The following is a 26,121-nucleotide window of genomic DNA, read 5'->3' as shown; positions in this document are numbered from 1 at the left end:
TCTGGGTGGAGCGGTAGTTCTGCTCCAGCAGGATCGTCCGCGCGTCGGTGAAGTCCCGCTCGAACTCCAGGATGTTGCGGATCGTCGCGCCCCGGAACGCGTAGATCGACTGGTCGGCGTCACCGACCACGCACAGCTCGGCCGGCTCCAGCCCGTCGGTGCCGGAGACCAGCTCCTTGATCAGGACGTACTGGGCGTGGTTGGTGTCCTGGTACTCGTCCACCAGCACGTGCCGGAACCGCCGCCGATAGCTCTCCGCGACGTGCGGGTGGGACTGGAGCAGGTGCACCGTCGTCATGATCAGGTCGTCGAAGTCCAGCGCGTGCGCCTCGCGCAGCCGGCGCTGGTACAGCGTGTACGCCTCGGCGAGCGCCCGCTCGTTGGGCCCGCTGGCCCGCGCGGCGAACTGCTCCGGGTCGACCAGCTCGTTCTTGAGGTTGGAGACCTGGGCGGCCAGACCACGCGCCGGGTAGCGCTTCGGGTCGAGATCCAGCTCGCGGGTGACCAGCTGCATCAGTCGGCGGGAGTCGTCCGCGTCGTAGATCGAGAACGTCGATTTGAGGCCGACGTGCTCGTGTTCGGCGCGCAGGATGCGGACGCACGCCGAGTGGAACGTCGACACCCACATCAGTCGGGCCCGTGGGCCGACCAGCGCGGCGACCCGCTCCTTCATCTCGCCGGCCGCCTTGTTGGTGAAGGTGATGGCGATGATCTCACCGGGATGCACGTCCCGTGCGGCGAGCAGGTAGGCGATCCGGTGGGTGAGCACCCGGGTCTTGCCCGACCCCGCGCCGGCCACGATCAGCAACGGGGAACCGGCGTGGCTGACGGCGTCGCGCTGCGGCCCGTTCAGCCCGGCGAGGAGCTGTTGCGGATCGAGGCGGACGGAGGCCGACCCGGGCCGGTGCGGACGGGCCGGCGCGGACTCCGGCGCGGGCGGGGACGCGGGAATGTCGAAGAGAGGATGCATCGCGCACCAAGTCTATGCCGCCAGCCGGACACTTCCCGACCGCGCCGTCCGCCAGGCCGGGTCGCCGTGCCTGCGCCTGGAGCACACGGCCGGGCCGCCCTTTTGCGCCGGAATCCTTGCGCGCCGGCCACCGGCGTGGGCATACTCGACGGCGTGATCGCTGCGCGCTACTACTTTTACTACGGCACCGGGAGTCCGGCTGCCGTAGGTCGCGCCTGATCGACAGACCTGCGAAAAGCCCCGGGCTCCTGGAGTCCGGGGCTTTTTCGTCCCGGGTTCCGGGCACCGGGCACCACAGCGCGAGAGGTACCCGATGATGACAGACGTGGTGGAGCAGAACGGTGGCCCGGCCGGACCGGAGGCGGGACAGCCGTCGGCGAGCGGGAGCGTGCCGGAGGTGGTGCCTTCGGTGCGGACCGGCGACCCGTCCGAGGCACGGACCGGCACCGTGGAGCCGACCGCCGCTGCGCGGATCGTGCAGATCAGAGAACGGATCGACGAGATCGACCACGCGTTGATCGCGCTCTGGCAGGAGCGGGCCGCGCTGTCACAGGAGGTCGGGGCGACCCGGATGGCCTCCGGTGGAACCCGCCTGGTGCTCTCCCGCGAACGGGACATCCTGGAGCGCTTCCGGCTCGCGCTCGGCGCCGACGGCACCCAACTGGCGCTGCTGCTGCTGCGCGCGGGCCGCGGGCCGCTCTGAGGCGCCTCGGTGGGCCGCCGGTGCGGTCGTCACCGACCGGCGGTGCGGGAGCGTGGCGAACCGCTCAGAGGGCTCCGGACAGACGAAACCGCCTGCCGTCCGTCGTGGTGACGTCGGCAGGCGGTTCCGGTGACTCACACCTCGTGGGTGGCGACGATCTCGCGCCGCTCCGCGAAGTGGCAGGCGCTCGGGTGGTCCGAGTCGCGCCGGATCTCCAGCAGCGGGACCTGCTCGGCGCAGACCTCCTGCGCCTTCCAGCAGCGGGTCCGGAACCGGCAGCCCGAGGGCGGGCTGATCGGCGACGGCACGTCACCCGTGAGCCGGATGATCGTCTTGTTGTTCCGCTGGGTCGGGTCCGGAACCGGCACCGCCGAGAGCAGCGCCTGGGTGTACGGGTGGGTCGGCCGCTCGTAGATCTCGTCCTCGGTGCCGATCTCAACGATCTTGCCGAGGTACATCACCGCCACCCGGTCCGACAGGTGGCGGACCACCGACAGGTCGTGGGCGATGAAGATGTACGACAGCCCCAGCTCGGTCTGCAGCTTCTCCAGCAGGTTCATCACCTGGGCCTGGATGGAGACGTCCAACGCCGAGACCGGCTCGTCGCAGACGATCACCTCGGGCCGCAGCGCGAGCGCGCGGGCGATGCCGATGCGCTGACGCTGACCGCCGGAGAACTGGTGCGGGTACCGGTTGATGTGCTCCGGGTTGAGCCCGACCAGGTCGAGCAGCTCGCGGACCTTGGCCCGACGGCTGCCCCGGGGCGCCACCTCCGGGTGGATCTCGAACGGCTCCCCGATCAGGTCACCGACCGTCATCCGCGGGTTCAGCGAGGTGTACGGGTCCTGCATGACCAGCTGGATCTGCCGACGCAGTCGACGCAGCGCCCCACCGGAGAGCTTGGAGATGTCCTGGCCCTTGTAGACCACGCTGCCGGCGGTCGGCTTCTCCAGGTTCATCAGAACCCGGGCGAGGGTCGACTTGCCGCAGCCGGACTCGCCGACGACACCGAGCGTCTCGCCGGCCCGCAGACCGAACGAGACCCCGTCGACGGCCTTGACCTGACCGACGGTCTTCTTGAACACCACACCCTGAGTGACGGGGTAGTGCTTGACCAGGTCACGGACCTCGAGGATGTTCTCAGACACGGTTCACCAGCTCCTCGGCGAAGTGGCAGGCGCTGGCCCGGGCGGGGCCCACCTGGAGCAGCGGGGGGACCTTCTCCCGGCACACCGGCTGCGCCATCGGGCAGCGCGGGTTGAACGGGCAGCCCGGCGGGATGTTCATCAGGTTCGGCGGGAGGCCCTTGATCGTCCGGAGCTGCTGCCCCTTCTCGTCCAGACGCGGGATCGAGTCGATCAGACCCAGCGTGTACGGGTGCGCCGGCTTGGCGTACAGGTCGTACACGTCGGCTTCCTCGACGATCCGGCCCGCGTACATGACGGCGATCCGATCGGCGACGTCGGCGACCACGCCGAGGTCGTGGGTGATCAGGATCATGCCCATCTGCCGCTCACGCTGGAGCTCCGCGAGCAGGTCCATGATCTGGGCCTGCACGGTCACGTCGAGCGCGGTGGTCGGCTCGTCCGCGATCAGCACCTCGGGGTCGAGCGCCAGCGACATCGCGATCATCGCGCGCTGCCGCATACCGCCGGAGAACTGGTGCGGATAGTTGTTGAACCGGCCCTTGGCGTTCGGGATCTTGACCTGGTCGAGCATCTCGATCGCGCGCTTCTTGGCCTCCGCGCGACCCAGACCCCGCCGAACCCGGAACTGTTCGGCGATCTGGAACCCGACGGTGAAGACCGGGTTCAGGGCGGAGAGCGCGTCCTGGAAGATCATCGCGATGCCCTCACCGCGGATACGGCGGCGCTCCTCGGCGGACATGCGGAGCATGTCCTTTCCGTGGAAGCGGACCCGCCCACCGGTGACGAAGCCGGGGGGCGTGTCGAGGATGCCCATGATCGTCTGCGCCGTGACGCTCTTACCGGAGCCGGACTCGCCGAGCACGGCGAGGGTCTCCCCCGCGTCGACGTGGTACGTGACCCCGTTGATGACCTTTGCGACGCCGTCCCGGGTACGGAACTCCACCCGCAGGTCGTCGACCTCGAGCAGCCGGCCGGAGGGGCGCCCGGACCCGCCGGATCCCGGCGCGGACTGCTCAGACACGAGAATGTCGGACACTGGATCTCCCCTAGCGGAGTTTCGGATCGAGAGCCTCGCGGACCGCTTCACCGAGCATCACGAAGCTCAGCACCGCGGCGACGAGGAATGCGGCGGGGAAGAACACGAGCCCCGGCGCGACCCGGATGAAATCCTTACCCTCGCTGATCATGATGCCCCAGGACACCACCGGCGACTTCAGGCCGACACCCAGGAACGACAGGGTTGCCTCGGCGCCGATGAACGAGCCGACCATGATCGTGCCGTAGACCAGCAGTGGGGCCAGGCAGTTCGGCAGCAGGTGCTTGAGGATGATCCGGCCGCTGCCGGCACCCAGCGCACGCGCCGCCACGATGTAGTCGGCCTCCTTGGTGGAGAGCACCGAGGAACGCATCAACCGCATCACGACCGGCCAGCTCAGCACGATCAGCGAGATGATCACCAGGCCCATGATCTCGGCCTTGCTGTTGCTGCTGCCCGAACCGTTGAACGTGGTCAGGATGACGATCGCGCCGAGCACGAACGGCACTCCGAAGAACACGTCCGCGACCCGGCTGAGAATCGTGTCGACCCAGCCACCGAGGTATCCGGAGATGATGCCCATGGCACCACCGATCAGCAGGGTGCCGACCACGGAGAGCACGGCGACCACGATGGAGGCACGCGCGCCGTAGATGACCCGGGCGTAGACGTCCCGGCCCTGCAGGTCGTACCCGAACCACGCGTTGCCGGACGCCTTGTTGAGGCTGCGCGACAGCGATCCGTTGACCGCGTCGCCCGGGGCGAACAGCGACGGGAAGGCCGCCATCAACAGGAAGATGACGATGATCGTCGTCGAGATCCAGAACAGCGGCTTACGGCGCAGGTCCCGCCAGGCGTCACCGAGCAGACCACGCGGCTTCTCGTTGCCCTGCGGCCCGGAGGTGGCCGGGGTGTCCGTCACCTGTGCGGGAGGGGTGCTGACAATCGATGCGGTGCTTGGGTCACTCATAACGGATCCTCGGGTCCAGGGCGGCGTAGAGCAGGTCGACCAACAGGTTCATCAGCAGATAGACGACCACCAGTACGACCACGATGCCAACCACGGTAGCGCTTTCCTTGGTGACGATCGCGCGGTAGACCTCGCGGCCGATTCCGTTGATGCCGAAGATGCCCTCGGTGACGATCGCGCCGCCCATCAGGGCGCCGAGGTCGGTGCCGAGCAGGGTGACGACCGGAATGAGCGAGTTGCGCAGCAGGTGCACACCCACGACCCGGCGCATCGGCAGGCCCTTGGCGATGGCGGTGCGCACGTAGTCGGCACGGCGGTTCTCCGCGATGCTCGTTCGGGCCACCCGGGCGATGTACGCCACCGACGCGCTACCGAGCACGAAGCCCGGCACGATCAGCTCGGAGAATCGCATCTCGGACGAGACGGTCGGCTTGACGATGCCCCACTGCACACCCAGCAGCCACTGCAGCACGAAGCCGACGACGAACACCGGCAGCGCGAGCAGGAAGAGGGTCGAGACGAGGACCAGGTTGTCCAGGAAGCCGTTGCGGCGCAGACCGGTCAGGATGCCGGCGCCGAGGCCGATCACGGCCTCGATGGCGAGCGCGACCAGGGCCAGCTTGAGCGTGTTCGGGTACGCCGTGGCGATGATGCCGCCGATGTCGCGCTGCGAGAACGTCTGGCCGAAGTCGCCCTGGAGCAGGTTCTTCATGTAGTTGCCGTACTGCACGAAGACGTTCTGGTCCAGGTGGTACTTCTCGGTCATGTACGCGACGTACTGGTCCGGGCAGCGGCGCTCGCCGCACTTGCCGGCGAACGGGTCGCCCGGGACGGACCAGACGAGCCAGTAGATCAGGAAGGTCGAGCCGATGAAGACCGGCACGAGTTGGAGCAGCCGTCTCAACAGATAACGGCCCATGGGGTGGTCCTCCAGACAGGGGGCGCGTCGGACGGCCGACACGGTGGTGACAACGTGGCGAGTGGAGTGCTGTGGCACCCACTCGCGGAACGGCCCCGGGTCGGGCTCACCGGATGTGGCGAGCCCGACCCGGGGTCAGACCGTTCGGATCAGAGCTCGACCGAGGTGATGTCGAGTTCGCCGACGTTGTTCAGCTCGAGCTTCTTGATCTTCTCCGAGTGGCCGGACTGCTGGCCGTAGAAGTAGACCGGGATGCTCGGGACGTCCTGGTCGACAACCTCGACGGCCTTGGCGAACGCCTCGTGCGAGGCCTCCAGGCTCGGCGCGGCGCTGGCCTGCTTGGCCAGGGTGTCGACCTGGGGGTTGCTGTACAGGCCGTCGTTGGACGAGCCACCCTTGACGTAGAGCGGGTTGACCCAGTTCTCCACGTCCGGGTAGTCCTGCTGCCAGGCGGCACGGTACGGGCCGGTCATCTTGTGGGCGTTGATGTTCTGGCGGAACACCGCGAAGGTCGGGATGCCCTCGGCCCGCGCGTCGATGCCGAGGTTGGTCTTGACCTGCTGCGCAACCGCGTCCATCCAGTCCTTGTGGCTGGAGTCCGAGTTGTAGTAGAAGACCATCTCACCGGTGAAGCCGCCGGCCTCGGTCAGCAGCTGCTTGGCCGTGGTCGGGTCGAACTTGCAGGCGGTGCAGTTACCCGGCTTGGCGCCCGGGGTCAGCGGGTTCGCCCAGCTGTCGGCCGGCTTGCGGGTACCGAAGAAGATCTTGTCCGAGATCTCCTGCCGGTTGATCGACAGCGACACCGCGCGACGCAGCTTCGGGTTCTGGAAGCGCTTGTCGTAGATCGGGAACGCGATGAACGCGGTCGACGGCGTGACGGTGTTCAGGCCGCGGTCGCCGAGGTCGGTCTTCCACTTGTCGCCGGCGAGCGCCGAGGTGGGGACAACCTCCATGAAGTCAAGGTTGTTGGCCAGCAGATCGGCGTAGGCCGCCGTCTCGTCCTGGTACAGCTTGACGTCGACGTCCTTGATCTTCATCTTGTCGCGCAGGCTGTAGTCGTCGAAACGAGTCAGCTTGATGAGGACGTTGTCCTGCCACGACACGAACTTCACCGGGCCGTTGCCGATCGGCTTCTTGCCGAACTCCTCGGGCTTCATGGTGAAGAACACGTCCGGCAGCGGCATGAACGCGCTGTAGCCGAGCTTGGTCGGGAAGACCGCGGTCGGGGCGGCGAGGGTGACCTCGAAGGTCTGCTCGTCGATGACCTTCAGGCCGGAGAGCTTGTCGGCCGTCGGGGTCGGGGCCTTCTGCGGGCCGTCCGGGCCGTCCGGGTCCTCGGTGTAGGTCTTGTCGAAGCCCGCGATGTCCGAGAAGAAGGAGCCGTTCTGCGCGCCGTTCGGCGAGTACGCCGCCCAGTTCCAGGCGTCGACGAAGTTCTTCGCCTTCACCTCGGTACCGTCGTGGAACTTGGTACCCTTCTTGATCTTGATCGTGAAGACCTTGGAGTCCTTGGTGTCGATGGACTCGGCCAGCGCGTTGCGCGGGGCCCCACCGTCGTTGGGGTACTCGACCAGGCCGGTCCACAGCCAGTCGATGACCTTGCCACCGCCGGTCTCCGTGGTGTTCGACGGAACCAGCGGGTTCTCCGGCTGGACGCCGTGGATGACGATCGCGCCATCCTTGCTGGCGGCGGCGTCGCCGTCGCCGTCACCGCTCGAGCAACCGCTCGCGACAAGCGCGGCAGCCGCGCTGAGCGCGATCGCGCTCGTCGCCCGCTTCGAGACTCTCATTCCGAGGGGCCTCCTCTTTCTAACCTGGTTCCGTCGTGGGTTTCACGCACGTTTTGGGGGTGACACCGCCCGACCACCCCGGGGCGGGGGTCGCCGGGACCACAGGGAAGTTGGGGACACCCCTGATGTTCCGATCCGCCGGGCTCCCTCACCCGACGAGGCGCGACTCTGCGCAGGCGGCACAGCCACGAACCCGCCGGGAAAACAGCGGAGGCCGTGGTCGTGGGCCGTGCGGAGTGCCACACACCGAGGGTGAGGTGCTGCCACTGTGACACCCACTGGCCGCTTTCGTGAAGGTGCCGTTATCAAGCCGTTAGTTGTCCGCCACGTTGCCGATACTTGAAAAATGATCACAAAACGGTCAGTCCAGGTGTCTCCGACCTGGAAGTACCTGACCTGCTGGGACGCTCGCGCCCCGCTCAGGCTCGGCTTATGTGAGCTTTTTCGCTTGACGACCACGCGGTCCGACGTCTAACGCGGGCTCGACTTTCTTTACCCGTCCGGACGAGGTCAACGTCGGCTGCACGGGCACCATGGCCGGCTGGGTGGACGAGGGTGCCGCGGACGGTTTTCTGATCACCGAAGAGCGACCGCGGCGGCTGCGACGACACCGGCCCCGGCGCCGCCTGGAGGCGGGGCCGGGGCCGGTGGTGTGGCGGGGATGGATCAGGCGGTGAAGCGGACCTTGCGACGACGCACCAGGAGGACGGCCACCGCACCCGCGGCGAGCAGCAGCAGACCGGCGGTCGCCGCCGCCGCGATCGGCGAACCGGTCAGCGGCAGGCCGCCACCGTTGCTCGCCGGCGAGGTGGACGGGGCCGGGCTGGCCGGCTGCGCCGAGTCCGACGGCGTGGCCGACGGGGTGGTCGGCGAGGCCGACGCGCTCGGGGTCGCCGTCGGGGTGGTCGGCGGCGTCGTGGGGACGGCGGTGAAGGTGGCCGCCGCCTGGGTGGTGACGGTGGCGCCGGTGCTGCCGCCGAGGATCAGCTTCTGCGCCTTCTTGGCGCCGGTGAACAGGAACACCCGGCCGAAGGAGACCGAGTCCTGCGCGGTCAGGGTCACGTTGACCGCGCCAGCGGCCTCAGCGGCCAGCCAGAACTGCCCGCCGTTGGTGGTCGTGGTGACCGGCTTGCCCTCGGCGTCGACGGCGGTGCCGCCGGTGGCCGCCACGGTGATGGCGCCCGCCGGGCCCTTCACCGTGAACGGACCGGCCTTGCCGCCGACCGTCGCGGTGGCGCTGGCCGGGTCGACGGACAGCTCGGCACGCGGCTCCGGCTGGTCGGTGGCGTTCTTGATGAGGTAGTCACGGACCTTCGTGATCACCTCGTACTGGTTGCGGGCCTGCAGGTCCTTCTCCCAGGCGCCCAGCTCGATGCCGTCGCTGAAGTGCCAGACGGCGGTCTGGGTGCCGAAGTAGAGCAGCGTCTCCAGCTGCTTCTTACCGACCTTCGTCTCCACGCCGGCGGCGGCGAGAAGCGCGGTGGAGTCGGCGTTCGGGTAGCCGTGGGTGAGCACCCACTGGACCTTGCCGAGGTTCCGCACCTCGGACTCGTCCCAGCTGCCCTCCTCGTACTTGCCGTCGAGCTTCACGCTGGTGTGGTAGTCGATGCAGAACGCCGGCACCAGCTTGCCGTCGATCTTCAGAGCGAGCGCAGACGTGGTGCGCGTCTTGCCGTCGAGCTTCAGGGTGACCTCGGTGCCATCGACCACCTTGGCCACACCGGTGGCCGGAGCAGCGGCTGCGGCACCCGCCACGCCGAGCGCCAGCGCGCCGCCGGCGACGGCCGCCAACGCGACCCGCGCCCAGTGTCGTCCTCGTTGTCCCAACATCAAGATTGTGTACCTCTCCCCCAGGGGTGACCCGCTACCGCGGGCACGCGTAAGCCGCCGCCTCCGCGGGATGCCAACACCCACGCGCGGAAACGGGACCGGGGCAGTATGGGACGACGGGTGATCGTTTGTCAGCCCCGCCCGGCGGCATCCGTGGCATCTGCCCGAAATGCCGGGGCGGAGGAATAGATCACACGAGCCGGCGGTCCGCCGCCCAGCGGGACAGTTCGTAGCGGTTGGACATCTGGAGCTTGCGCAGCACGTTCGACACGTGCGTCTCCACCGTCTTGATGGAGATGAACAGCTCCTTGGCGATCTCCTTGTACGCGTACCCCCGGGCGAGCAGGCGCAGCACCTCCCGCTCCCGGTTGGTGAGCTGGTCCAACTCGGGGTCGGCCACCGGGGCGTCCGGCCGGGCCGCGAAGGCGTCCAGCACGAACCCGGCGAGCCGGGGGCTGAACACCGCGTCACCGTCGGCGACCCGACGGATCGCCGCGGTCAGCTCGTCCGGGGAGATGGTCTTGGTGACATACCCCCGGGCGCCGGCCCGGATCAACCCGATCACGTCCTCCGCCGCGTCGGAGACGCTCAGCGCCAGGAACTTGACCTGCGGATGGCTGCGCCGCATCGCCTCCAGCACGGCGCGGCCACCGCCGTCGGGCATGTGTACGTCGAGCAGCACCACGTCCGGGACGGTGGCGGCGATCCGGGTGACCGCCTCGGCCACCGTGCTCGCCTCACCCACCACCTCGACATGGGCGCCCAGCTCGGCACGCACCCCGGCACGGAACATCGCGTGGTCGTCGACCAGGAAAACCCGCAGGCGTTCCGGGCGGCTGGTCGCCGGGTCGAGGTGCTCCATCGGCTGCTCGGCCATGGTCATTTGTTCCTCTCCGCTGCGGACGAGTCCCGGGAGATCGGCAGGATCAACCGGACCTCGGTCCCCTCCCCCGGGCCGGACCGGATCTCGGCCCGTCCGCCGTGCCGCTTCATCCGTCCGATGATCGAACCGCGTACGCCGTGCCGGTGGTCCTCCACCGTATCCGGATCGAAGCCCTTGCCCCGGTCCCGGACGAAGACGCTGACCTGATCGGGCTCCACCTCGGCGTAGAGCGACACGGTCTGCACGCCGGCGTGCCGGGCCGCGTTCACCAGCGCCTCCCGCGCGGCGGCGACCAGCGCGCCGACCTTCTCGTCAGTCTCCCGGTCGCCCACCACCACGGTCTCCACCGTGATCGCGAAGGTGTCCTCGACCTCGGCGGCGGCCTGCTCCAGGGCGGCCGCGAAGCGCTCGCTCGGTGACGCCGTGGGCTTGTAGAGCCAGTTGCGCAGCGAACGCTCCTGCCCCCGGGCCAGCCGCTGCACCGTCTTGACGTCGCTGGCGTTGCGCTGGATCAGCGCCAGCGTGTGCAGCACCTGGTCGTGCACCATCGCGGCCAGCTCGGCCCGCTCCTGCTCGCGGATGCGCCCCTCGCGCTCCGCGCGGAGCTGGCTGTACGTCCGCCAGAGCACCGGCGCGGTGACCACCCCGACCCCGGCCAACCCGACCAGCGCGAAGATCACCCCGTTGATCACCGCGTCGAAGTTCTGTGCCGGCGAGTAGACCGCCGCGACACCGATGATGCCGACCGCGACCAGCACCCCGCCGCCGATGAACCGGAGGACGAAGGCCCGCCGGTCGCTCTCCTCCACGACCGCCCCGAGCCACGGGACCGGCATCGTGTCGCCCCAGCGCCGTCGCCGCTCGGGCGCCGACTGGTGCCAGATGACCCCGGCGCCGACCGCGATGATGGCCACCAGCCAACCGGCGGTGCCCGCCGCGCCGACCGAGTCGAAGACCATCACCTGGATCAGCAGGACACCGAGCCCGATCCCGACGAACGGCAGGAGCTGGGCCACGTCGCGCCGGGGCGGCACCGCGGTGTCACCGGGGCGCAGCGGCACCACCGCCCAGAAGGCCGCGTAGAGCAGCAGTCCGAGCCCGCTCAGCCCGAGCAGCACCATGAACGCCACCCGCACGCGCAGCACCGAGATGCCGAGATGGTCGGCGATACCGGCGGCGACGCCAGCGGCCATCCGATGCTCGGGGGCGCGGTACAGGCGCGGAGGCGGGGTCACGGTGCTGATCGCAGGCTCCCTGGTCACGGTGGTGGGCTGTCCGGAGGTCGGTGAGTCCGATCGTCACACGCTGCGGCGTCCGCCGACCACGGGGACGCCCCCGACATTCCGGCCGCCCGGATCTCAGGGTGGGGTCAGGGTCGGGTCCTGAGGCCGTTCGGGCGACGCGGGCAGCAGGATCGAGGCATGACCGAGGAAGCTGCCCCGCCGCCCCGCCCCGGGTCGGCACAGCCGGGCGGTTCAGCACCGCCCGCACCAGCCGGGACGCCCGCCGGCTGGACCGAGCCCACCACGTTCGGCCCGCCCGCCGACACCGGCCCGACCGCCGAACCGACACCGGGCGCGTACGAGCCTCCGAGCGCGAGCTACACGCCCGGCGCCGGCTACACGCCCGGCACGGGCCAGGGACCCGCCGCGGGCTACGCGCCCGGCGCCGGCTTCGCGCCGGGCGCAGGCTACGGGCCCGCCGGTACGCCCGGCGCGGGCTACGGGCCCGGTGGCGGTACGACCGGTGCGGGCTACGGGCCCGGCGGGGGCGCGGGTACGCCTGGAGGGCCCGGTGGGCCGGGGCCGTCCGTGGGGCCGCTGGGCGGCACCGGCTTCACCTCGCGGTACGGGCTGGTCCGACCGCGCGACGGCCGTTACCTGGCCGGGGTCTGCGCGGCGATCGGACGAGCCACCAACACCGATCCGGTGCTCTGGCGGGTGCTGCTCGCGGTGCTCGGGTTCTTCGGCGGCATCGGCATCCTGGTGTACGTCGCCGCCTGGCTGATCATCCCGAACGAGGGCGACACGGCATCCCCGGTGGAGTCGATGCTGGGGCGCGGCCGTTCCAGCATGTCCCCGGTGACCGTGATCGTGCTGGGCATCCTGGTGGCGGCCAGCTTCGGCTACATCGTCACCGACGCCTTCCGCGCGGTGCTGCTCGGCGCGGCCATCCTGATCGGCGGCGCGTTGCTGCTCAACCGGGACAGTCGTGGACCACAGCCCGGCGCCCCGGGTGGACCGGTGCCGCCCAACCCGACCGGTACGCCACCCGGGCCGGTCCCGCCGGTCGCCTGGCCCGCTCCGACGTACGGCGCGGCGCCGTCCACCGGGCCGCTGGCGACCGCGCCGTTGGCCGGTGGCGCTCCGGCGTACGCCGCCGCGGCGCCGGGTGAGACGCCGAGCGCACCCGCGCCCGTCCACGGCACCCAGCCGGCCACCGCCACGCAGCCGTTCGTCGGCGCGCAGCCGGTGTCCGGGGCGGCGCTGTCGTCCGGGGCGGGGCCGGTGTCCGGGCAGCCGGCCGGCGCCACGACGGGGCCGCAGGAGGCCACCTGGCCGGCACCCGAGCAGGGCTGGCCGGGCAGCGGCACGGCCACCGAGGTCACCCCCACCGCCGGCTGGCCGTCGGCGCCGGTGACCGCAGTGCCCGCCGGTCCGTCCGGTTACCCGACCGCGGCGACGCCGGGCGGGTACCGCCCACCGTTCGCGCCACACGGCCCGTACGCCGCGCCGGCCCCGGCCGCGTATCCGCCGCCCAAACCACCGAAGCCGCCGAAGCGGCCCCGGGAGCGTTCACCGCTCGGCGCGGTGACCTTCTCGCTGATCTTCCTGGCCCTCGGCGTGGTCGCCCTGCTCGACCTGCTGGACGTCTTCGCCGTCGGCGCCTCGGCGTACTTCGCGGCCGCGTTGGCCACGATCGGGCTGGGGCTGCTGGTCGGCACCTGGTTCGGGCGGGCCCGCTGGCTGATCGCGCTCGGCCTGGTGACCGCCGCGGCTCTGGGAACCGCCACGGTCGCCGAGTCCTACGACCGCATCCGTGGCGTGGACGGCGCGGTCACCTGGGCGCCCACCGACTACCGCGACCTCGCCAACCGGTACGAGAACAGCTTCGGTGACGCCGTGCTCGACCTGCGGGGCATCGACTTCACGAAGCAGGACAGCGAGGTGACCGTCGCGATCAACTTCGGGCAGGCGACGGTTGTCGTACCGCCGAACGTGGACGTGACCACCGTGGCCGACGTCAACGCCGGCGACGCCACCATCTTCGGCAACCGTTCCGGCGGGATCGACGGCCGCCTGCGGGAGTCCACCGACCTGGGCGCGGACGGTCCCGGCGGCGGGAAGCTGCGCCTGTACATCCACGTCAATGCCGGCAACCTGGAGGTGACCCGGTGAAGGCTCACCGTACGGACCTGCTCTCGTTCGCCTTCGGGCTGGTGTTCCTGGCGTTGTCGGCCTGGTGGCTGCTCGCCCAACTGCTCGGGCTCGCGCTGCCGCCGGTCGGCTGGTTCCTGGCCGGCGCGCTGATCCTGATCGGGATCTTCGGTCTGGTCGGCGCGTTGCGCTCCGGCCGCTCCGGCCGCCCGGAGCCGAACGACGTCGCCGACCCGGCCACCATCGCGGCCCAGCAGCCCGGCACGCCGACCTCGGCGTCCGGGCCGGTCACGGGCGCCGCCGAGCCCGGCGTGCCGACCTCCGGGGTGCCCGCCCCGACCTCCGGCGCGGGCCTTCCGGCCTGGACCGCCGAACACTCCACCTGGGACGCTCCCCTGCCGGGACCGGCGCCAGAGGCACCCACCGTGGCTCTGCGGGCACCGGAGGCGCCGACCGCCGAGATGCGTCTGCCGGAGGCGTCGACCGCCGAGATCCGGGCACCGGAGGCGTCGGCGGACGCCATCCACCCCGCCTGGCTGGCGCACGTCGCGTCGGAGTCGCAGGCGGCGCCGGTCTCCGACCGGCCCGGCGACGGGGCCGACGAGCAGCCCCGGCCCGACCACCCGAGCACGGCGACCGGCGACGATCCGGCGGACGAGCGGGAGGGCCGACGGCGGGAATCCTGACCCGGCCACCTGCCCGCGGCGGCCCGCACCACCTCCACGGCGGTGCGGCCGGCGCGGGCAGGCGCATATGCTGACCGGTGGAGATCTCGCCTCCGCCGGCCGGCCCGTCCCCGCCATGGCGGCCCCGCCGCGATTCCCGTCTCTACCCCGTCAGGAGCCCGCCCGACATGACGCAGTCCCCCGCCGTGCGTACCACCGGCCGGTCCGGTCCGGTCCGCATCGGCGAGCGAGCCGCCCGTACCCTCGTCACCGAGCTGGCCCGGATGAACGACCCGAAGGCCGCCCTGCTGGTCGGCGCGAGCCCGGAGTCCGCGGTGCTGGCCGCGGCCATCGAGGCGTTGCTCCCCGGTGACCAGCTCACCGTGGTGCCCGCCGACTCGTCCGGCGCCCCCGTGCTCCGCGAGCACGTCACCGCCCAGGGCCGGTGGGTCGCCGACCGCGTACGCGTGGTCGACTCGCTCGCCGACGCCGAGGCCGCCGCCGTGGTCATCGCCGGCGAGGCGTTCATCGGCACCGCCGAGGAGACCCGGAGCGGCATCGACGGGTTGTCCAAGTACCTGACCGAGGGCGGGGTGCTGAGCGTGGCGACCACCGCGACGCCGGGCCGGACGACCGGCGCGGCCAGCGAGCTGGCCCGCCAGGACGCCCTCTACGGCGTCGGTGGGGACCTGGTGCTGCGGAACACACCGCCGGTACGGGTCTACCGGCTCCGGTTCACCCCGGCCAGCCCGGCCACGGCCGACCGGTTGGCCCCGGCGTACCGGCCGTCGAGCGTGCCGCTGACCCGGGGAATGCACATCGACTCCAACGGGGTGGCCGCGGCGGGCATCACACTGGGTCTGGCGGCGCTGGCCCGGGTGGCGCGTCCGTCGTCCAAGTTGTGGCTGCTGCCGGCGCTGGCCGCCGGGCCGGTCGCCGCGTTCTTCCGCGATCCCCAGCGGGACGTCCCGGAGGACCCGAACGCCGTGGTGGCCAGCGCGGACGGCAAGGTCCTGTCGGTGCAGCGCCTGCACGACGAGCGTTTCGGCGACGGTGAGTGGCTGCGCGTCGCGGTCTTCCTCTCCGTGCTGGACGTGCACGTCAACCGGGCTCCGGTCGCCGGCAAGGTCGTGGACTACTTCGTCGCCGACGGCGGCTTCGTCAACGCGATGAAGCCGGACGCCGAGCACAACGTCGCCGCGTACACCGTCCTGGACACCAGCCGTGGCACGGTGGTGGTCGCGCAGCGGACCGGCCTGATCGCCCGCCGCATCGTGCAGCGCGCGCCGATCGGCGCGCTGCTGGCGAAGGGGGAGCGCTTCGGGCTCATCCGGTTCGGCTCGCGGACCGACGTCTACCTGCCGGCCGAGGCCGCGGACCCGCTGGTGGGGCCGGGCGACAAGGTGGTCGGCGGCTCCACAGTCATCGCCCGCTGGCGCTGACGCCAAGACGCGAAAAAGGGGCGCCGCTGTCCGCGGCGCCCCTTTTCGTGTGTCGTGTGTCGGATCAGGCGGTACGACGTTGGCGCAGCCAGAGCACCGGCCCGCTGACCAGGTAGCCCACCACGATCAGGGCGAACGTGAGCCGGATGTCGACGAGTGCGCCGAGCACCGGGGCCAGCCAGAGCCACGGCGGCAGCTTCACCAGGCGCGCGAGCTTGGCGTACGGGAAGCTGGACACCATCGCGAAGGCGAGCAGTGCCACCCCGGCGACCAGCACCAGGCCGGGCACCGGCAGGCCGATCGCCACGGTCACGGCGAGCACGGCCGCGGCCATGGTGGTGGGGACACCGCAGAAGAAGCGGCCGTCCTTCGGCGAGACGTTGAAGCGGGCCAGCCGGATCGCCGCACACGCCGCGACCAGGGCGCAGGCCACCGCGGCCGCAGCCGTCGACACGGAGCCGGCGAGCGAGGCGTAGACCACCACCGGCGCGGCGAGGCCGAACGAGCACATGTCGGCCAGCGAGTCCATCTGAGCGCCGAACGGGCTGGCGACGCCGAGCCGGCGCGCCAACGCGCCGTCGAGGCCGTCGAAGCCGACGCAGGCGATCAGGCAGAGGGCGGCGATGCGCACCTCGCCCTGCATGGCGAGGAAGATGGCCAGCATGCCGAGCATGAGGCTGGCCAGGGTGCAGGCGTTGACCAGGCCGAACTTCATCCGGCGGGCGACGGTGCGCTCGCCGGGCAGCAGTGGGATCGACCGGGACGACGCCTCGTCGGCGTGCGCCATCGGCGGCAGCGCCGGGCTGACCGGCATGACCGCCTCGACCTCGGCCCGGTTGACGCCGAGCGACGGACGGCCGAGCCGGTCCAGGCCGTAACGGCGGCGCTGGCGGTCGGCGTACCGGTGCTCGGGCAGTGTCACGTCGGTGGTCCGCAGGTCGCCGTCACGGCGACCCACCCGGACCAGCAGCACCTGGCGGGCGAACGTGCTGCTGCGGCGCAACGGGCCCGCCCAGCGACGCCCTGCGGGGCGCGGACTGTCAGTCGTACGACGCCGGCGCCATGGGGCTCTCGGCACGTTTCCTCCATCACCGGATCGGCTTGCCGCCGTTTGGGGCGGATGTCCGGCTGTCTCGTGCCGGACCTTGCGTGGCCCGGCAGCCGTTTTGCGGAGTACACCATCGCATAGGGGAACGTGGCTTGGCGATAGCTGCCGGCGGTACTTATATCTGGTGCAAACCGCGCGAACCGCCTTGTTATTCCCATCCCGGGCCTCATCGCCCGTTTCCTCCACCATTCCCGTCTCTGACTGTACCGGAGGGTCACCATCTCGGCTCGCCGAGCCGGGTGCTATCGACCCAGCTGTCCGATTGCCGAGGCAGCGATGCCGGTCAGCAGCAGGTCAGCGGTCTCGGCGATGGTGAACCAGCCCGCCCGGGCGGTCGAGCCACCGGCGGACTCGGTCACCACCGCGTCAGTGGGTACGTCCACGAGCACCCGATAGATCACCCGAACGCCGTGCCAGTCCAGCGGACGGCCCTCCGGGCCGAGCGCGGCCGGGTTGTGCAGGTTGTCCACGCCGAGCAGCTCCACGACCCGGCCCACCTGACCGCCCTCCTCGACCAGCTCACGGAGCAGCCCGGTGGTCGGCTGCTCACCGTGATCGGTGCCACCGCCGGGCAGGTGCCACTTGCCGGCCCCGGGATAGCCGTCGGCGATCTGGGTGAGCAGGACCCGCCCGGCCGGGTCGGTGACCAGCCCGTACGCCCCGAAGCGCAGCCGGCGATCCGGGTGCGGCGGCGGGAGCGGCTCGGCGGACGGGTGCGCGTCGGCCGGGAGCGGGGTGACCGGCAGTCCGAGCAGTTCGGCGCTGAACGGCGTCAACGGCAGCCGGGCCGCGTCCTCTGGGCTGACCCAGCGGGCCTCGATCGTGCCGTCTCCGGTGTCGCCCGGCGCATCGCCGTCAACGGTCATCTCGAACAGCAACCGGTCGGTGTGCAGCGAGACGCCGTCCTGCGCGAGGGTGCTGACGTCAGCGACCACGGCCCGCAACCGGCCCACCGACACGGTCAGCCCGGTCTGCTCGCCCACCGCGCGCACGGCCGCACGCTCAGGATGCTCGGCGTGCGCGACCGGCCCCCCAGGCAGCGACCACACCGCCCCCACAGCCCCCCGAACAACCAGAACTCGCCCCGAGGCCGACAACAGACCATAAGCCGCAACCCGCCGCACCAGCTCCACAACCAGGCCCCCGCTCCCCCGCACCCGCCTTCAGGCCGGTGATCATGAAGTTATCGCCGTCCATCCCGGCGTGTCCCGACAATAACTTCATGATCGCCGCGACGAGGGAGGCCGGGGGCGGGGTGGGGTGGGGTGGGGGTTAGGTCAGTTGGGCTGCTTGGACTGCTTCTGCGGTCACCTCGGTCAGGCGGTCGGTCGGGAGGGCGCCCAGTTCCTCGCGGGCGAACCAACGGGCCTCGCAGGTGGAGCCACCGACGTCGGTGATCGTCGGCGCGTTGGGCTCGTCGACGACGACCCGGTAGAAGGCGCGGACGCCGTGCCAGTCGATCGGGTAGCCCTCCGGGCCGAGCGAGGCGGCGTCGCGGTGGCTCGCCACACCCAGCAGCTCGACGAGGCGGCCGGACTGGCCGGTCTCCTCCACCAGCTCCCGGATGAGCGCCGCGCCGGGCTGCTCGCCGTAGTCGGTGCCGCCGCCGGGCAGGTGCCAGCAGCCGGCGCCCGGGTAGCCGTCGGAGATCCGGGTGAGCAGCACCCGACCGGCCGGGTCGGTGCACACGGCGTACGCGGCGAAGCGCTGCGCACGGTGCAGCCCGTCCGGGCCGGGCACCGCGTAGAAGGAGGGGAACTCGGGCACCTCGTCGGGCACCACGTCGGCCGAGGAGGCGGGCAGGCCGAGGGCGCGGGCCGTGAACGAGCGCAGCGGCAACTCGCGGGCCTCGTCGAGCGTGTACCACCGGGCCAGGTCGGTGGGGCGTTCGCCGACCCGGTCGGCGAGGGTGCCGCCCCGCACCGCCACCCGGTAGATCAGCCGGTCGGTGTGGATGGTGATGCCGCGCTCGGGCAGCGCCCGCATGTCGGCGAGCACGTCGGCCAGGCCCGAGACGGCGACCGAGAGGCCCGTCTCGGCGGCGGTCTCGCGGACGACTGTGTGGTTCGGGTCCTCACCGTGGTCGACCGCTCCGCCCGGCAGCGACCAGGTGCCGGGGGTGCCGGAGCGCTCCGATGCGCGGACCAGCAACACTCGGCCGTCTGAATCAGCACAAACTGCGTATGCCGCGATCCTGCGAAGCGGCTCCAGCAAGGTGGTCACGGGACCAAATTCTCCCCGGGACGGGTTACCGGGACGGAAAAGAGTCGGATTCCTGACTCTTTGCTACCCGCTCAGGGATCGGTCAGGGTAAGGATCCGGGCGGTCACCGAGGGCGGGCCGGGCACCGGCGCGGACCGTGGAGACATGACATCCACCGCCGCACCGCACGCCCCGTACAAGCAGCTCCGGCGACCCACCACCGACCGCATGGTGGCGGGGGTCGCCAGCGGCCTCGGCCGCTACTTCGACGTCGACCCCACACTGGTCCGCGTGGCCTTCGCGGTCACCGGCCTGCTCACCGGCGGGCTCGCGCTGTTCGCGTACCCCATCATGTGGTTCCTGATGCCCGAGGAGCCCACCGGCGCGCCGGCCTGGCCGCACCCGGCGGGCGCCGCGCCGCAGCCCACCGCCGGGCCCGCGCCCGGCGGACCGCAGCCGGGGTACGCGCCGACGCCGCCCTACCCGCCGACGACCCCGTCCCACACGCCGCCGGCCGCGTGAGCCGCGGTCACTCCCACTCGATGGTGCCCGGCGGCTTGCTGGTCACGTCCAGCACCACACGGTTGACCTCGGCGACCTCGTTGGTGATCCGGGTGGAGATCCGGGCCACCACGTCGTAGGGCAGCCGGGACCAGTCGGCGGTCATCGCGTCCTCGCTGGAGACCGGGCGCAGCACCACGGGATGCCCGTAGCTGCGCCCGTCACCCTGCACGCCGACGCTGCGCACGTCGGCGAGCAGGACCACGGGGAACTGCCAGACACCCCGGTCCAGGCCCGCGGCGGTCAGCTCCTCGCGGGCGATCAGATCGGCGCGGCGCAGCAGGTCGAGGCGCTCGCGGTCGACGGCGCCGATGATCCGGATGGCCAGGCCGGGGCCGGGGAACGGGTGCCGCCAGACCATCGCCTCGGGCAGGCCCAGCTGGAGGCCGAGCGCCCGGACCTCGTCCTTGAACAGGGTGCGCAGCGGCTCGACCAGGGCGAACTTCAGGTCCTCCGGCAGGCCGCCGACGTTGTGGTGACTCTTGATGTTGGCGGTGCCGGTGCCGCCGCCGGACTCCACCACGTCCGGGTAGAGGGTGCCCTGGACCAGGAACTCCACGTCGCCGTGCGAGGCGATCTCGCGGGCGGCGGCCTCGAAGACCCGGATGAACTCCCGGCCAATGATCTTGCGCTTCTGCTCCGGATCGGTCACCCCGGCCAGCGCGCCGAGGAACCGGTCGGCGGCGTCGACCACCTTCAGCTTGATGCCGGTGGCCGCCACGTAGTCCTTCTCGACCTGCTCGGCCTCGCCCGCGCGCAGCAGACCGTGGTCGACGAACACGCAGGTGAGCTGGTCACCGACCGCCCTGTGCACCAGCGCGGCGGCGACCGCCGAGTCCACCCCGCCGGAGAGGCCGCAGATGACCTCCTTGTCACCGACCTGGGCGCGGATCCGGGCGACCTGCTCGTCGATGATGTTCTCGGGCGTCCAGGTCGGCTCGATGCCGGCGATGTCGTACAGGAAGCGGGTCAGCATCTCCTGACCGTGCGCGGTGTGCCCGACCTCCGGGTGGAACTGCACGCCGGCCCGGCGCCCGGCCACGTCCTCGAAGGCCGCCACCGGCGCGCCCGCCGACTCGGCGGTGACCGTGAAGCCCTCGGGGGCCTCGGTGACGCAGTCTCCGTGGCTCATCCAGACCGGCAGGTCCGCCGGCAGGTCGCGCAGCAGCACACCCGGCTCGAGGAGGCGGGGGCGCAGCGGCGTGCCGCCGTACTCGCGGTTGCCCGTCCGCGCGACGGTGCCGCCGAGCGCCTGGGCCATCGCCTGGAAGCCGTAGCAGATGCCGAAGACCGGCACGTCGGCCGTGAACACGCCGGCGTCGATCTGCGGGGCGTCCGGCGCGTACACGCTGGCCGGACCGCCGGAGAGGATGATCGCGGCCGGGTTCTTCGCCAGCATCTCGGCGACCGGCATCGAGTGCGGCACGATCTCGGAGTAGACCTTCGCCTCGCGGACCCGGCGCGCGATGAGCTGGGCGTACTGGGCTCCGAAGTCCACCACGAGGACAGGGCGAGGCAGGCTCATGTGCACAAAGCCTACCGGCCGTCAAGGCTGATCCGCCGTCGGGTGAGAGCGGCGAGAAAGGTACGCATCGGTCAACGTTGACGACGGCACCATCGAGGGTTGAAAGCGACCACTACCCTCGCCACCGTGGATGCCTGGGTGATAGACGAACACAGCAAGGGCCTTGTCGACCGGCAGTTGAAGACGATCACCGTCAACGCCGAGCGGGTGCGGGCGGCACTCGAGGAGTTGCAGGTTCTCCTGCCGGACGACCCCGACCCCACCGACGGCAGTCGACGTCGCTGGCGGATGGACGAGGTCGAACTGACCGTCGAGTTGACCGGCGAAGGCGGTGTGAAGCTGCTCGGCAGCGCCACCGTCGGCATTACCGGGGGCGTCCGGGTGCTCTTCAAGCGAGCCGAGTGACGGAATGCGTCGGGCGCTCCTTGTCGGTATTGCTCACTACACGGGCGGTTACAGCGATGCCATCAGTCCAGCCGTCAAAGCGGACGTGCAGAGGCTCAAACGCGGTCTTGGCGACAGCGGGGTAACCGTGTCGAAGGTGATCCTGGCCGAAGACGCCGAGGTCGGCTCCGACACCATCCGCACAGCGATCGCTGAGTTTCTGATCGACTGCGACGTCGATGATGACCTGATCATCTATTTCAGCGGGCACGGCCGCTACTTCGACGGGATCAGCTATCTGGTGCCCTCGTCTGCTAACCCGCGTCTTCCGGATCAACGCAGCTATCTGGTGCCGGTCCGGTTCGACGAGGAGATCAAGGTCAGCCCGGCCCGCTCGGTCACCTTCCTGATCGACGCATGCCGGGACGGCGAGCCGGTCGAGGGCACGCACCAGCCACCCTTGCCGTCCAGCACCGCGACCACCTTCGTCTTCGCGACCCAGGCCACAGACCTGGCCTACAGCGTCGCGGGGGCCGACGGGTGCAGCGTGTTCACCCGAGGGCTCGTGGAACTGCTGCCCAGCCTCCCACCGGAGGTGCGCCTCGCCCGGGCCGCTGCCCTCGTGCAGGACCGGATGACGCTGATCTGCGGCCAGGAGGGCCTACCCGTTCAGCGCCTAGAGGTGGTCAGCAACGTCAACCCGGACACTGCCGCGTTCCCACTGTTCGCGTTCAGCCCTGCCCTGCTCGCCGAGGACCGCTGGAGCCGGCTGCTTCGTAACGAGCTTCCTGACATCCTGGGCGAGGCGCCGCCCGGCCGTCCGGAGCCGTCGCCCGCGCAGGTCGAGCGTCTACTGAAGATTGCCGACGGGCTGGAGGCGGAGGCGTCAGCCGAGTCAGTCTTGGCCGGCCGTCCGACGAGTCCTTGGCTGCAACCCGGCCTCGTCGATCGACTCGCCCGCACCCTGCGGGAACTCGCCCCCGCGATCCTCGCCACCCCGTTCGAACGGCTGGTGCTGGTCGGGATGGTCGCGGTCGTCGACGCGGCCGTTCGCAACGCCGAGCTGAGCCTGCTGGCCCGGTCGGACTCGTGTTGGTCGGTGGAGTGCGTACTCTCCGCCGAGCCTGGGTTGCGCAGGGCCATCGATCAGGGCGACGACCCTGCGTCGTCACTCCGACAGTGGGCCGCTCACCTCGCCGCAGTACGGGAGTGCGCCCTCGACACCACCGGCAGGCTCCGGGGAGGCACCGCAGACATCGTCCGGGGGATCAAGCCCGATCTGCCGGCGGCCGGTGTTGGCCGGACGGTGGACTACCTCATCGACGCGGTGCGCTACGCCCTCGACCCGTCCCGCAGCCTGACGGACCTGGACCCGACCGAGCTGGAGATCGACCTGGAACCGGTCCGGTCCAGCGTCAACGGCCGACGGCTGGCCGCCGCCCTGCAACTGCTATGGCGTCTGAGCCTTGACACCCGGTTCTTCGAGCCGGCCAGCGGCATACATCTGGCGCACGACGGTCTGCCCATCGCCGATGCCCTGGCGGGGCTTCAGGAGGCGCGCTGGCACCGGGTGCAAAACCTCCTGGATCTGAGCCTCTGGACCCGGAGCGCGCCGATCGACCTGGCGATCCGGCAGCTCGTGGTGGAAACGAACGAGATCCTGCTGACGCACCGCCAGCCGGGTGGTCCACTGCACCAGACCAAGACGCCGCATCTGATCGCCGCGAGCCGGCTGCAACCCGAGCGCGCCTCGTTCCGTCTGCCGCACGTGACCTTCCGGGTCTCCACCTCGGAGACGCGGCACCTCCTGATGGGCACCAACCTCTACCAGGACCCGTCGCTCGCCGTCCGTGAGCTGTACCAGAACGCCGTCGACGCCTGCCGTTACCGGGAGCGTCGGCTCCAGCATCTCCAGGGCGACGAGCACGACTGGAGTCCGGTGATCAAGTTTCGGATGGGTGTCGACGGTGGACGCCGATATCTCGAATGCCGTGACAACGGCATCGGTATGTCGCACCACGAGATGCGGGAGGCATTCGCGAAGGCGGGGCGTCGGTTCCGGGACCTCCCGGAGTTCATCCAGGAGTCCGCCGAGTGGGCCACCGACGGCGGCGCGGAGTTCCAGCCGATCTCGCAGTTCGGCATCGGAGTGCTCAGCTATTTCATGATCGCCGATGAGTTGGAGGTCCGGACGACCCGGGTCGATCGTCGGTTGGGTCTTCAGGCGCCGATCCGGGTCCGGATCCGTGGTGGGTCGGACCTGTTCCACATCAGCGACGGCGGCCAGGTCGAGCCCACCGGGGGTGGAACGGTCATTCGCCTGTTCCTCAATCCCGAGTTTCAGGACTTCGACCTGGCGGAGGCGCTGAACCGGACCGTCCGGGCGCCGACCATCCCGGTGCTCTTCGAGGATCGCAGGTGGCACGCGGACCGGCTGTACGACCGGAACGGCGATGAGGTGACGCCCTGTTTCCGGGCCCCGGATCTCGCCGTCTTCTTCCACGAGGGTCCGGGTGAGATCCTGGTCAGCGGTATCCCTATCGACGACGGGCGATCCATCCGCTTGCCGGGCTGCACGGTCTCGCTCGGCGGGTGGGCTCAGCCGAACCTGAGCGTGGACCGTCGGACACTGCTGGGCTACGACCGACGGGCGGTGAGCGTGCGCGTTCAGGAGGCCGCCACCCGGGTGGGCGGCTGGGCGGACGTGTCGGGCAACTGGCTGTTGAGCCTGTTCAGCACCGACATTCCCGCAGCACGGCTGGCCTGGCAGGCGCTGCGCGACCGGCCGCTGATCGTGCGCCCAGTGCTCGGCTACCGGGAGGTTCCCGACTCCGTGGCATCTCGCACCAAGGCCCTGTCACTGGTGCCGGCGCGCGACGGCCTGCATGTACGGGACCCAGCCCTGCTGCATCAACATGGCGACGCACGCAACGTCCTGGACGTGGCCCGCGCCAACATGAACGTGGACGGTGAACGAACCAGCCCGCCTCCGGGGATACCGCCATTCGACGATCGGCTGGCTGCTCTCCTCAGTGTAACCCGCCGCCGCCCGGCCGACTTCGAACCCGAGTTGCGACGGAGAGGTCACGATCGCTCCATGAAGTGGCCGGAAGCAGTCCTTGGTGACCTGCAGGCCCTGGCCGAGGATCTGCAGGTCACGCTGGGTGCGGTCGCGGTCTATGGATGGGCCGTGGCACTGCTTGAGCAGCCGGTGTCGCTCAGCCTCACCACGGCGGCGGCCGCCTTGTCTCCCAAGCGTCACGCGGAGAGCTGGCAAGCGTTGGCCAACTCGCCACTTCGGAACCTGCCGATCCTCCTCCGCGATTTGACCTTGGCTGTGATCAGCACACAAGCGGCAGAGGACGAGGTGCCCGGCTGGCCAGCCACTCGCATCGCCCCTGCGGTTAGCTGGCTCCCGGTTCCGGTGCTCGACCGGGCGGCCGTGACAAAAACTCTCGCCTCGCTGAGGGCCGCACCCTCCCTCAGGGAACTGAATCAAGGAGCGCGTCGCATCCTTTACGGCGACCAGAAGCCGACAATCCTGCCGGGCTACACCTTTATCCCTCCGCCACTGAGTCGCTTCGCGATGCTGGCGGCGTCCCACGACTTCGACAGCATCAGCCCGTTCCATTCCACCACCGTTCCGGCCGCCAATATCGCCTTTGCCGCCTATCGGGCATTGGGAGAGCATGGACCAGACTGCGAGCGACTTGTGGCAGAACTCGCCGCGGCCGGCCTCCGAGTGGAGCCTCCCGTCGAGGACTGGTCGCCGGTCATGGCGGCCGTCGCGGCCTGCCCGGCGCTGGCGCAGAACTATCACGGGCGCTCTATCGACCACACGGTCAACAATCTAAAAGCGCTGTTGGCAATACTGGACGAATCCGAATGGGACGACTTGTCTCGCGCCCTCAACCTCTTCGTCGAGGCGGGCGTCGCGGGCGAGCGGCTGACCGCGACAGCTCACCTTAGGCCGGAGTCCAGAGGCCAGCTCAGACGACATGCCGACCTGCTGGAGCAGCAGCTTTCCGATGCCCTCGTCACCATCGACATGGTAGTCGCACTCGCCCTCGTGGAGGGTTGCACGCTCGGGCAGGCGCTCACTGCCCTGCGCCGGTATGAGGGCCTGACGCGGAGCTTCCATCTGCCGGTACAACTTCCCGCCGATCTCGCGGACCTGATGCCGAGCGCCCTCCTCCAGCGATTCTTCGAGATGTCTCCCTGGGATGACTACCCCCGCAATGGTCTCAACTGGGCCGTGCGGGCGCTCCGCATGTCCGCCCTCACCGGCAGGTCGATGCAGGACGTCACCGCCGAGGTCCGCGCGCTGCTCGTCGCGGCGGGCGAGGACGTTACGTTGCTCGACGAGCTGGCGTCGACCCTCAGCCGACCGATCGCCTTCGACGACCTGCTTGTGCTCGGCACCCAGCAGCTGGAACCACCGCCCACCGAGCCGGCGGAGATTGCCGCCCTGTGCCGTCCGTTCGCCGTCGACCCGGACGATCTTGCCGACCGCGCGACGCAGTGGCTCGCCGCACCCCGCGTCAAGATCGACGAGCGCGGCTGGCTGGAGGTGCGGCGGCTCCTCAGTGCCGACATAAATTAGCTCGG

19 protein-coding genes and 1 pseudogene are annotated in these 26,121 nt (G+C 70.5%); 7 read left to right on the top strand and 13 right to left on the bottom strand.

The window, feature by feature from the left end:
* The coding region (locus tag ABZU53_RS27970; RefSeq protein ID WP_355068474.1) for a UvrD-helicase domain-containing protein at window positions 1–970 on the bottom strand (970 nt) is incomplete at its 3' end.
* Window positions 971–1,283: 313 nt separating this feature from the next.
* Between ABZU53_RS27970 and ABZU53_RS27965 the strand changes: the two genes are divergently transcribed.
* Window positions 1,284–1,673, top strand: a complete 390-nt coding sequence (locus ABZU53_RS27965; protein WP_354855375.1) for a chorismate mutase — start codon at window positions 1,284–1,286, stop codon at window positions 1,671–1,673.
* Window positions 1,674–1,807: 134 nt separating this feature from the next.
* On the opposite strand, the gene ABZU53_RS27960 is transcribed toward ABZU53_RS27965, so the two are convergent.
* From ABZU53_RS27960 to ABZU53_RS27925, 8 genes are all read right to left on the bottom strand, one after another.
* The gene (locus ABZU53_RS27960) at window positions 1,808–2,821 is read right to left on the bottom strand and encodes a dipeptide ABC transporter ATP-binding protein (RefSeq protein WP_354855374.1); all 1,014 of its coding nucleotides are present in this window, start codon (window positions 2,819–2,821) and stop codon (window positions 1,808–1,810) included.
* Window positions 2,814–3,842, bottom strand: coding sequence for an ABC transporter ATP-binding protein (locus ABZU53_RS27955; RefSeq protein WP_354855394.1), 1,029 nt, complete (start codon window positions 3,840–3,842; stop codon window positions 2,814–2,816). Before ABZU53_RS27955 ends, ABZU53_RS27960 begins: the two co-directional genes overlap by 8 nt.
* Before the next feature lie 25 nt (window positions 3,843–3,867).
* Entirely contained in the window at window positions 3,868–4,827 is a 960-nt protein-coding gene (locus tag ABZU53_RS27950) for an ABC transporter permease (RefSeq protein WP_355068473.1), read from the bottom strand.
* On the bottom strand, window positions 4,820–5,746 hold the full coding sequence (locus ABZU53_RS27945; RefSeq protein WP_354855372.1) for an ABC transporter permease: 927 nt from the start codon (window positions 5,744–5,746) through the stop codon (window positions 4,820–4,822). Before ABZU53_RS27945 ends, ABZU53_RS27950 begins: the two co-directional genes overlap by 8 nt.
* A gap of 149 nt (window positions 5,747–5,895) precedes the next feature.
* Window positions 5,896–7,536, bottom strand: a complete 1,641-nt coding sequence (locus ABZU53_RS27940; protein ID WP_355068471.1) for an ABC transporter substrate-binding protein — start codon at window positions 7,534–7,536, stop codon at window positions 5,896–5,898.
* A 666-nt stretch (window positions 7,537–8,202) separates the two neighbouring features.
* Window positions 8,203–9,366, bottom strand: coding sequence for a thioester domain-containing protein (locus ABZU53_RS27935; RefSeq protein ID WP_354855370.1), 1,164 nt, complete (start codon window positions 9,364–9,366; stop codon window positions 8,203–8,205).
* A 190-nt stretch (window positions 9,367–9,556) separates the two neighbouring features.
* The gene (locus ABZU53_RS27930) at window positions 9,557–10,243 is read right to left on the bottom strand and encodes a response regulator transcription factor (protein ID WP_354855393.1); all 687 of its coding nucleotides are present in this window, start codon (window positions 10,241–10,243) and stop codon (window positions 9,557–9,559) included.
* Between the two features lie 2 nt (window positions 10,244–10,245).
* On the bottom strand, window positions 10,246–11,511 hold the full coding sequence (locus tag ABZU53_RS27925; protein WP_354855369.1) for a PspC domain-containing protein: 1,266 nt from the start codon (window positions 11,509–11,511) through the stop codon (window positions 10,246–10,248).
* Window positions 11,512–11,670: 159 nt separating this feature from the next.
* On the opposite strand from ABZU53_RS27925, the gene ABZU53_RS27920 reads away from it, so the two are divergent.
* The 3 genes and pseudogenes from ABZU53_RS27920 to ABZU53_RS27910 all read left to right on the top strand — a co-directional run bounded on the left by ABZU53_RS27920 (window position 11,671) and on the right by ABZU53_RS27910 (window position 15,733).
* Window positions 11,671–13,647, top strand: coding sequence for a PspC domain-containing protein (locus ABZU53_RS27920; RefSeq protein ID WP_355068470.1), 1,977 nt, complete (start codon window positions 11,671–11,673; stop codon window positions 13,645–13,647).
* Window positions 13,644–13,829: pseudogene (locus ABZU53_RS27915) on the top strand (hypothetical protein); the annotation flags it as partial. The gene ABZU53_RS27920 and the pseudogene ABZU53_RS27915, both read left to right, overlap by 4 nt.
* Window positions 13,830–14,479: 650 nt before the next feature.
* Window positions 14,480–15,733, top strand: a complete 1,254-nt coding sequence (locus tag ABZU53_RS27910) for a phosphatidylserine decarboxylase (protein ID WP_354855367.1) — start codon at window positions 14,480–14,482, stop codon at window positions 15,731–15,733.
* 64 nt (window positions 15,734–15,797) lie between these two features.
* Here ABZU53_RS27910 and ABZU53_RS27905 read toward each other — a convergent pair whose 3' ends face one another.
* The 3 genes from ABZU53_RS27905 to ABZU53_RS27895 form a co-directional block, all read right to left on the bottom strand.
* Window positions 15,798–16,736, bottom strand: a complete 939-nt coding sequence (locus ABZU53_RS27905; RefSeq protein WP_355068476.1) for a CDP-alcohol phosphatidyltransferase family protein — start codon at window positions 16,734–16,736, stop codon at window positions 15,798–15,800.
* 347 nt (window positions 16,737–17,083) lie between these two features.
* Window positions 17,084–17,974 (bottom strand): NUDIX domain-containing protein, encoded by an 891-nt coding sequence (locus ABZU53_RS27900; RefSeq protein ID WP_354855365.1) that lies wholly within the window; start codon window positions 17,972–17,974, stop codon window positions 17,084–17,086.
* A gap of 139 nt (window positions 17,975–18,113) precedes the next feature.
* Window positions 18,114–19,064, bottom strand: a complete 951-nt coding sequence (locus ABZU53_RS27895; protein WP_354855364.1) for an NUDIX domain-containing protein — start codon at window positions 19,062–19,064, stop codon at window positions 18,114–18,116.
* A gap of 144 nt (window positions 19,065–19,208) precedes the next feature.
* On the opposite strand from ABZU53_RS27895, the gene ABZU53_RS27890 reads away from it, so the two are divergent.
* Window positions 19,209–19,565, top strand: a complete 357-nt coding sequence (locus tag ABZU53_RS27890) for a PspC domain-containing protein (protein ID WP_354855363.1) — start codon at window positions 19,209–19,211, stop codon at window positions 19,563–19,565.
* A 7-nt stretch (window positions 19,566–19,572) separates the two neighbouring features.
* Here ABZU53_RS27890 and guaA read toward each other — a convergent pair whose 3' ends face one another.
* Window positions 19,573–21,129: a glutamine-hydrolyzing GMP synthase gene (gene guaA, locus ABZU53_RS27885; protein ID WP_354855362.1), complete on the bottom strand. Its 1,557-nt coding sequence runs from the start codon at window positions 21,127–21,129 to the stop codon at window positions 19,573–19,575.
* Between the two features lie 126 nt (window positions 21,130–21,255).
* On the opposite strand from guaA, the gene ABZU53_RS27880 reads away from it, so the two are divergent.
* Both ABZU53_RS27880 and ABZU53_RS27875 read left to right on the top strand, forming a co-directional pair.
* Window positions 21,256–21,534, top strand: coding sequence for a hypothetical protein (locus ABZU53_RS27880; RefSeq protein WP_355068469.1), 279 nt, complete (start codon window positions 21,256–21,258; stop codon window positions 21,532–21,534).
* A gap of 4 nt (window positions 21,535–21,538) precedes the next feature.
* Complete coding sequence (locus ABZU53_RS27875; protein ID WP_355068467.1) at window positions 21,539–26,116, top strand: caspase family protein; 4,578 nt, start codon at window positions 21,539–21,541, stop codon at window positions 26,114–26,116.
* Window positions 26,117–26,121: the final 5 nt, after the last annotated feature.

Source organism: Micromonospora sp. NPDC005194 (assembly GCF_040608335.1).
Taxonomy (GTDB): Bacteria; Actinomycetota; Actinomycetes; order Mycobacteriales; family Micromonosporaceae; genus Micromonospora.
The sequence above is the reverse complement of the archived record's forward strand: the minus strand, read 5'-3'. Positions and strand labels throughout refer to the sequence as shown.

Bases quoted from the DNA above. Each gene is read 5' to 3' on its own strand.
- ABZU53_RS27940 (WP_355068471.1), bottom strand. From the start codon at position 7,536: ATGAGAGTCTCGAAGCGGGCGACGAGCGCGATCGCGCTCAGCGCGGCT.
- ABZU53_RS27965 (WP_354855375.1), top strand. From the start codon at position 1,284: ATGATGACAGACGTGGTGGAGCAGAACGGTGGCCCGGCCGGACCGGAG.
- ABZU53_RS27920 (WP_355068470.1), top strand. From the start codon at position 11,671: ATGACCGAGGAAGCTGCCCCGCCGCCCCGCCCCGGGTCGGCACAGCCG.
- ABZU53_RS27930 (WP_354855393.1), bottom strand. From the start codon at position 10,243: ATGGCCGAGCAGCCGATGGAGCACCTCGACCCGGCGACCAGCCGCCCG.
- ABZU53_RS27875 (WP_355068467.1), top strand. From the start codon at position 21,539: ATGCGTCGGGCGCTCCTTGTCGGTATTGCTCACTACACGGGCGGTTAC.
- guaA (WP_354855362.1), bottom strand. From the start codon at position 21,129: ATGAGCCTGCCTCGCCCTGTCCTCGTGGTGGACTTCGGAGCCCAGTAC.
- ABZU53_RS27890 (WP_354855363.1), top strand. From the start codon at position 19,209: ATGACATCCACCGCCGCACCGCACGCCCCGTACAAGCAGCTCCGGCGA.
- ABZU53_RS27945 (WP_354855372.1), bottom strand. From the start codon at position 5,746: ATGGGCCGTTATCTGTTGAGACGGCTGCTCCAACTCGTGCCGGTCTTC.
- ABZU53_RS27910 (WP_354855367.1), top strand. From the start codon at position 14,480: ATGACGCAGTCCCCCGCCGTGCGTACCACCGGCCGGTCCGGTCCGGTC.
- ABZU53_RS27935 (WP_354855370.1), bottom strand. From the start codon at position 9,366: ATGTTGGGACAACGAGGACGACACTGGGCGCGGGTCGCGTTGGCGGCC.
- ABZU53_RS27950 (WP_355068473.1), bottom strand. From the start codon at position 4,827: ATGAGTGACCCAAGCACCGCATCGATTGTCAGCACCCCTCCCGCACAG.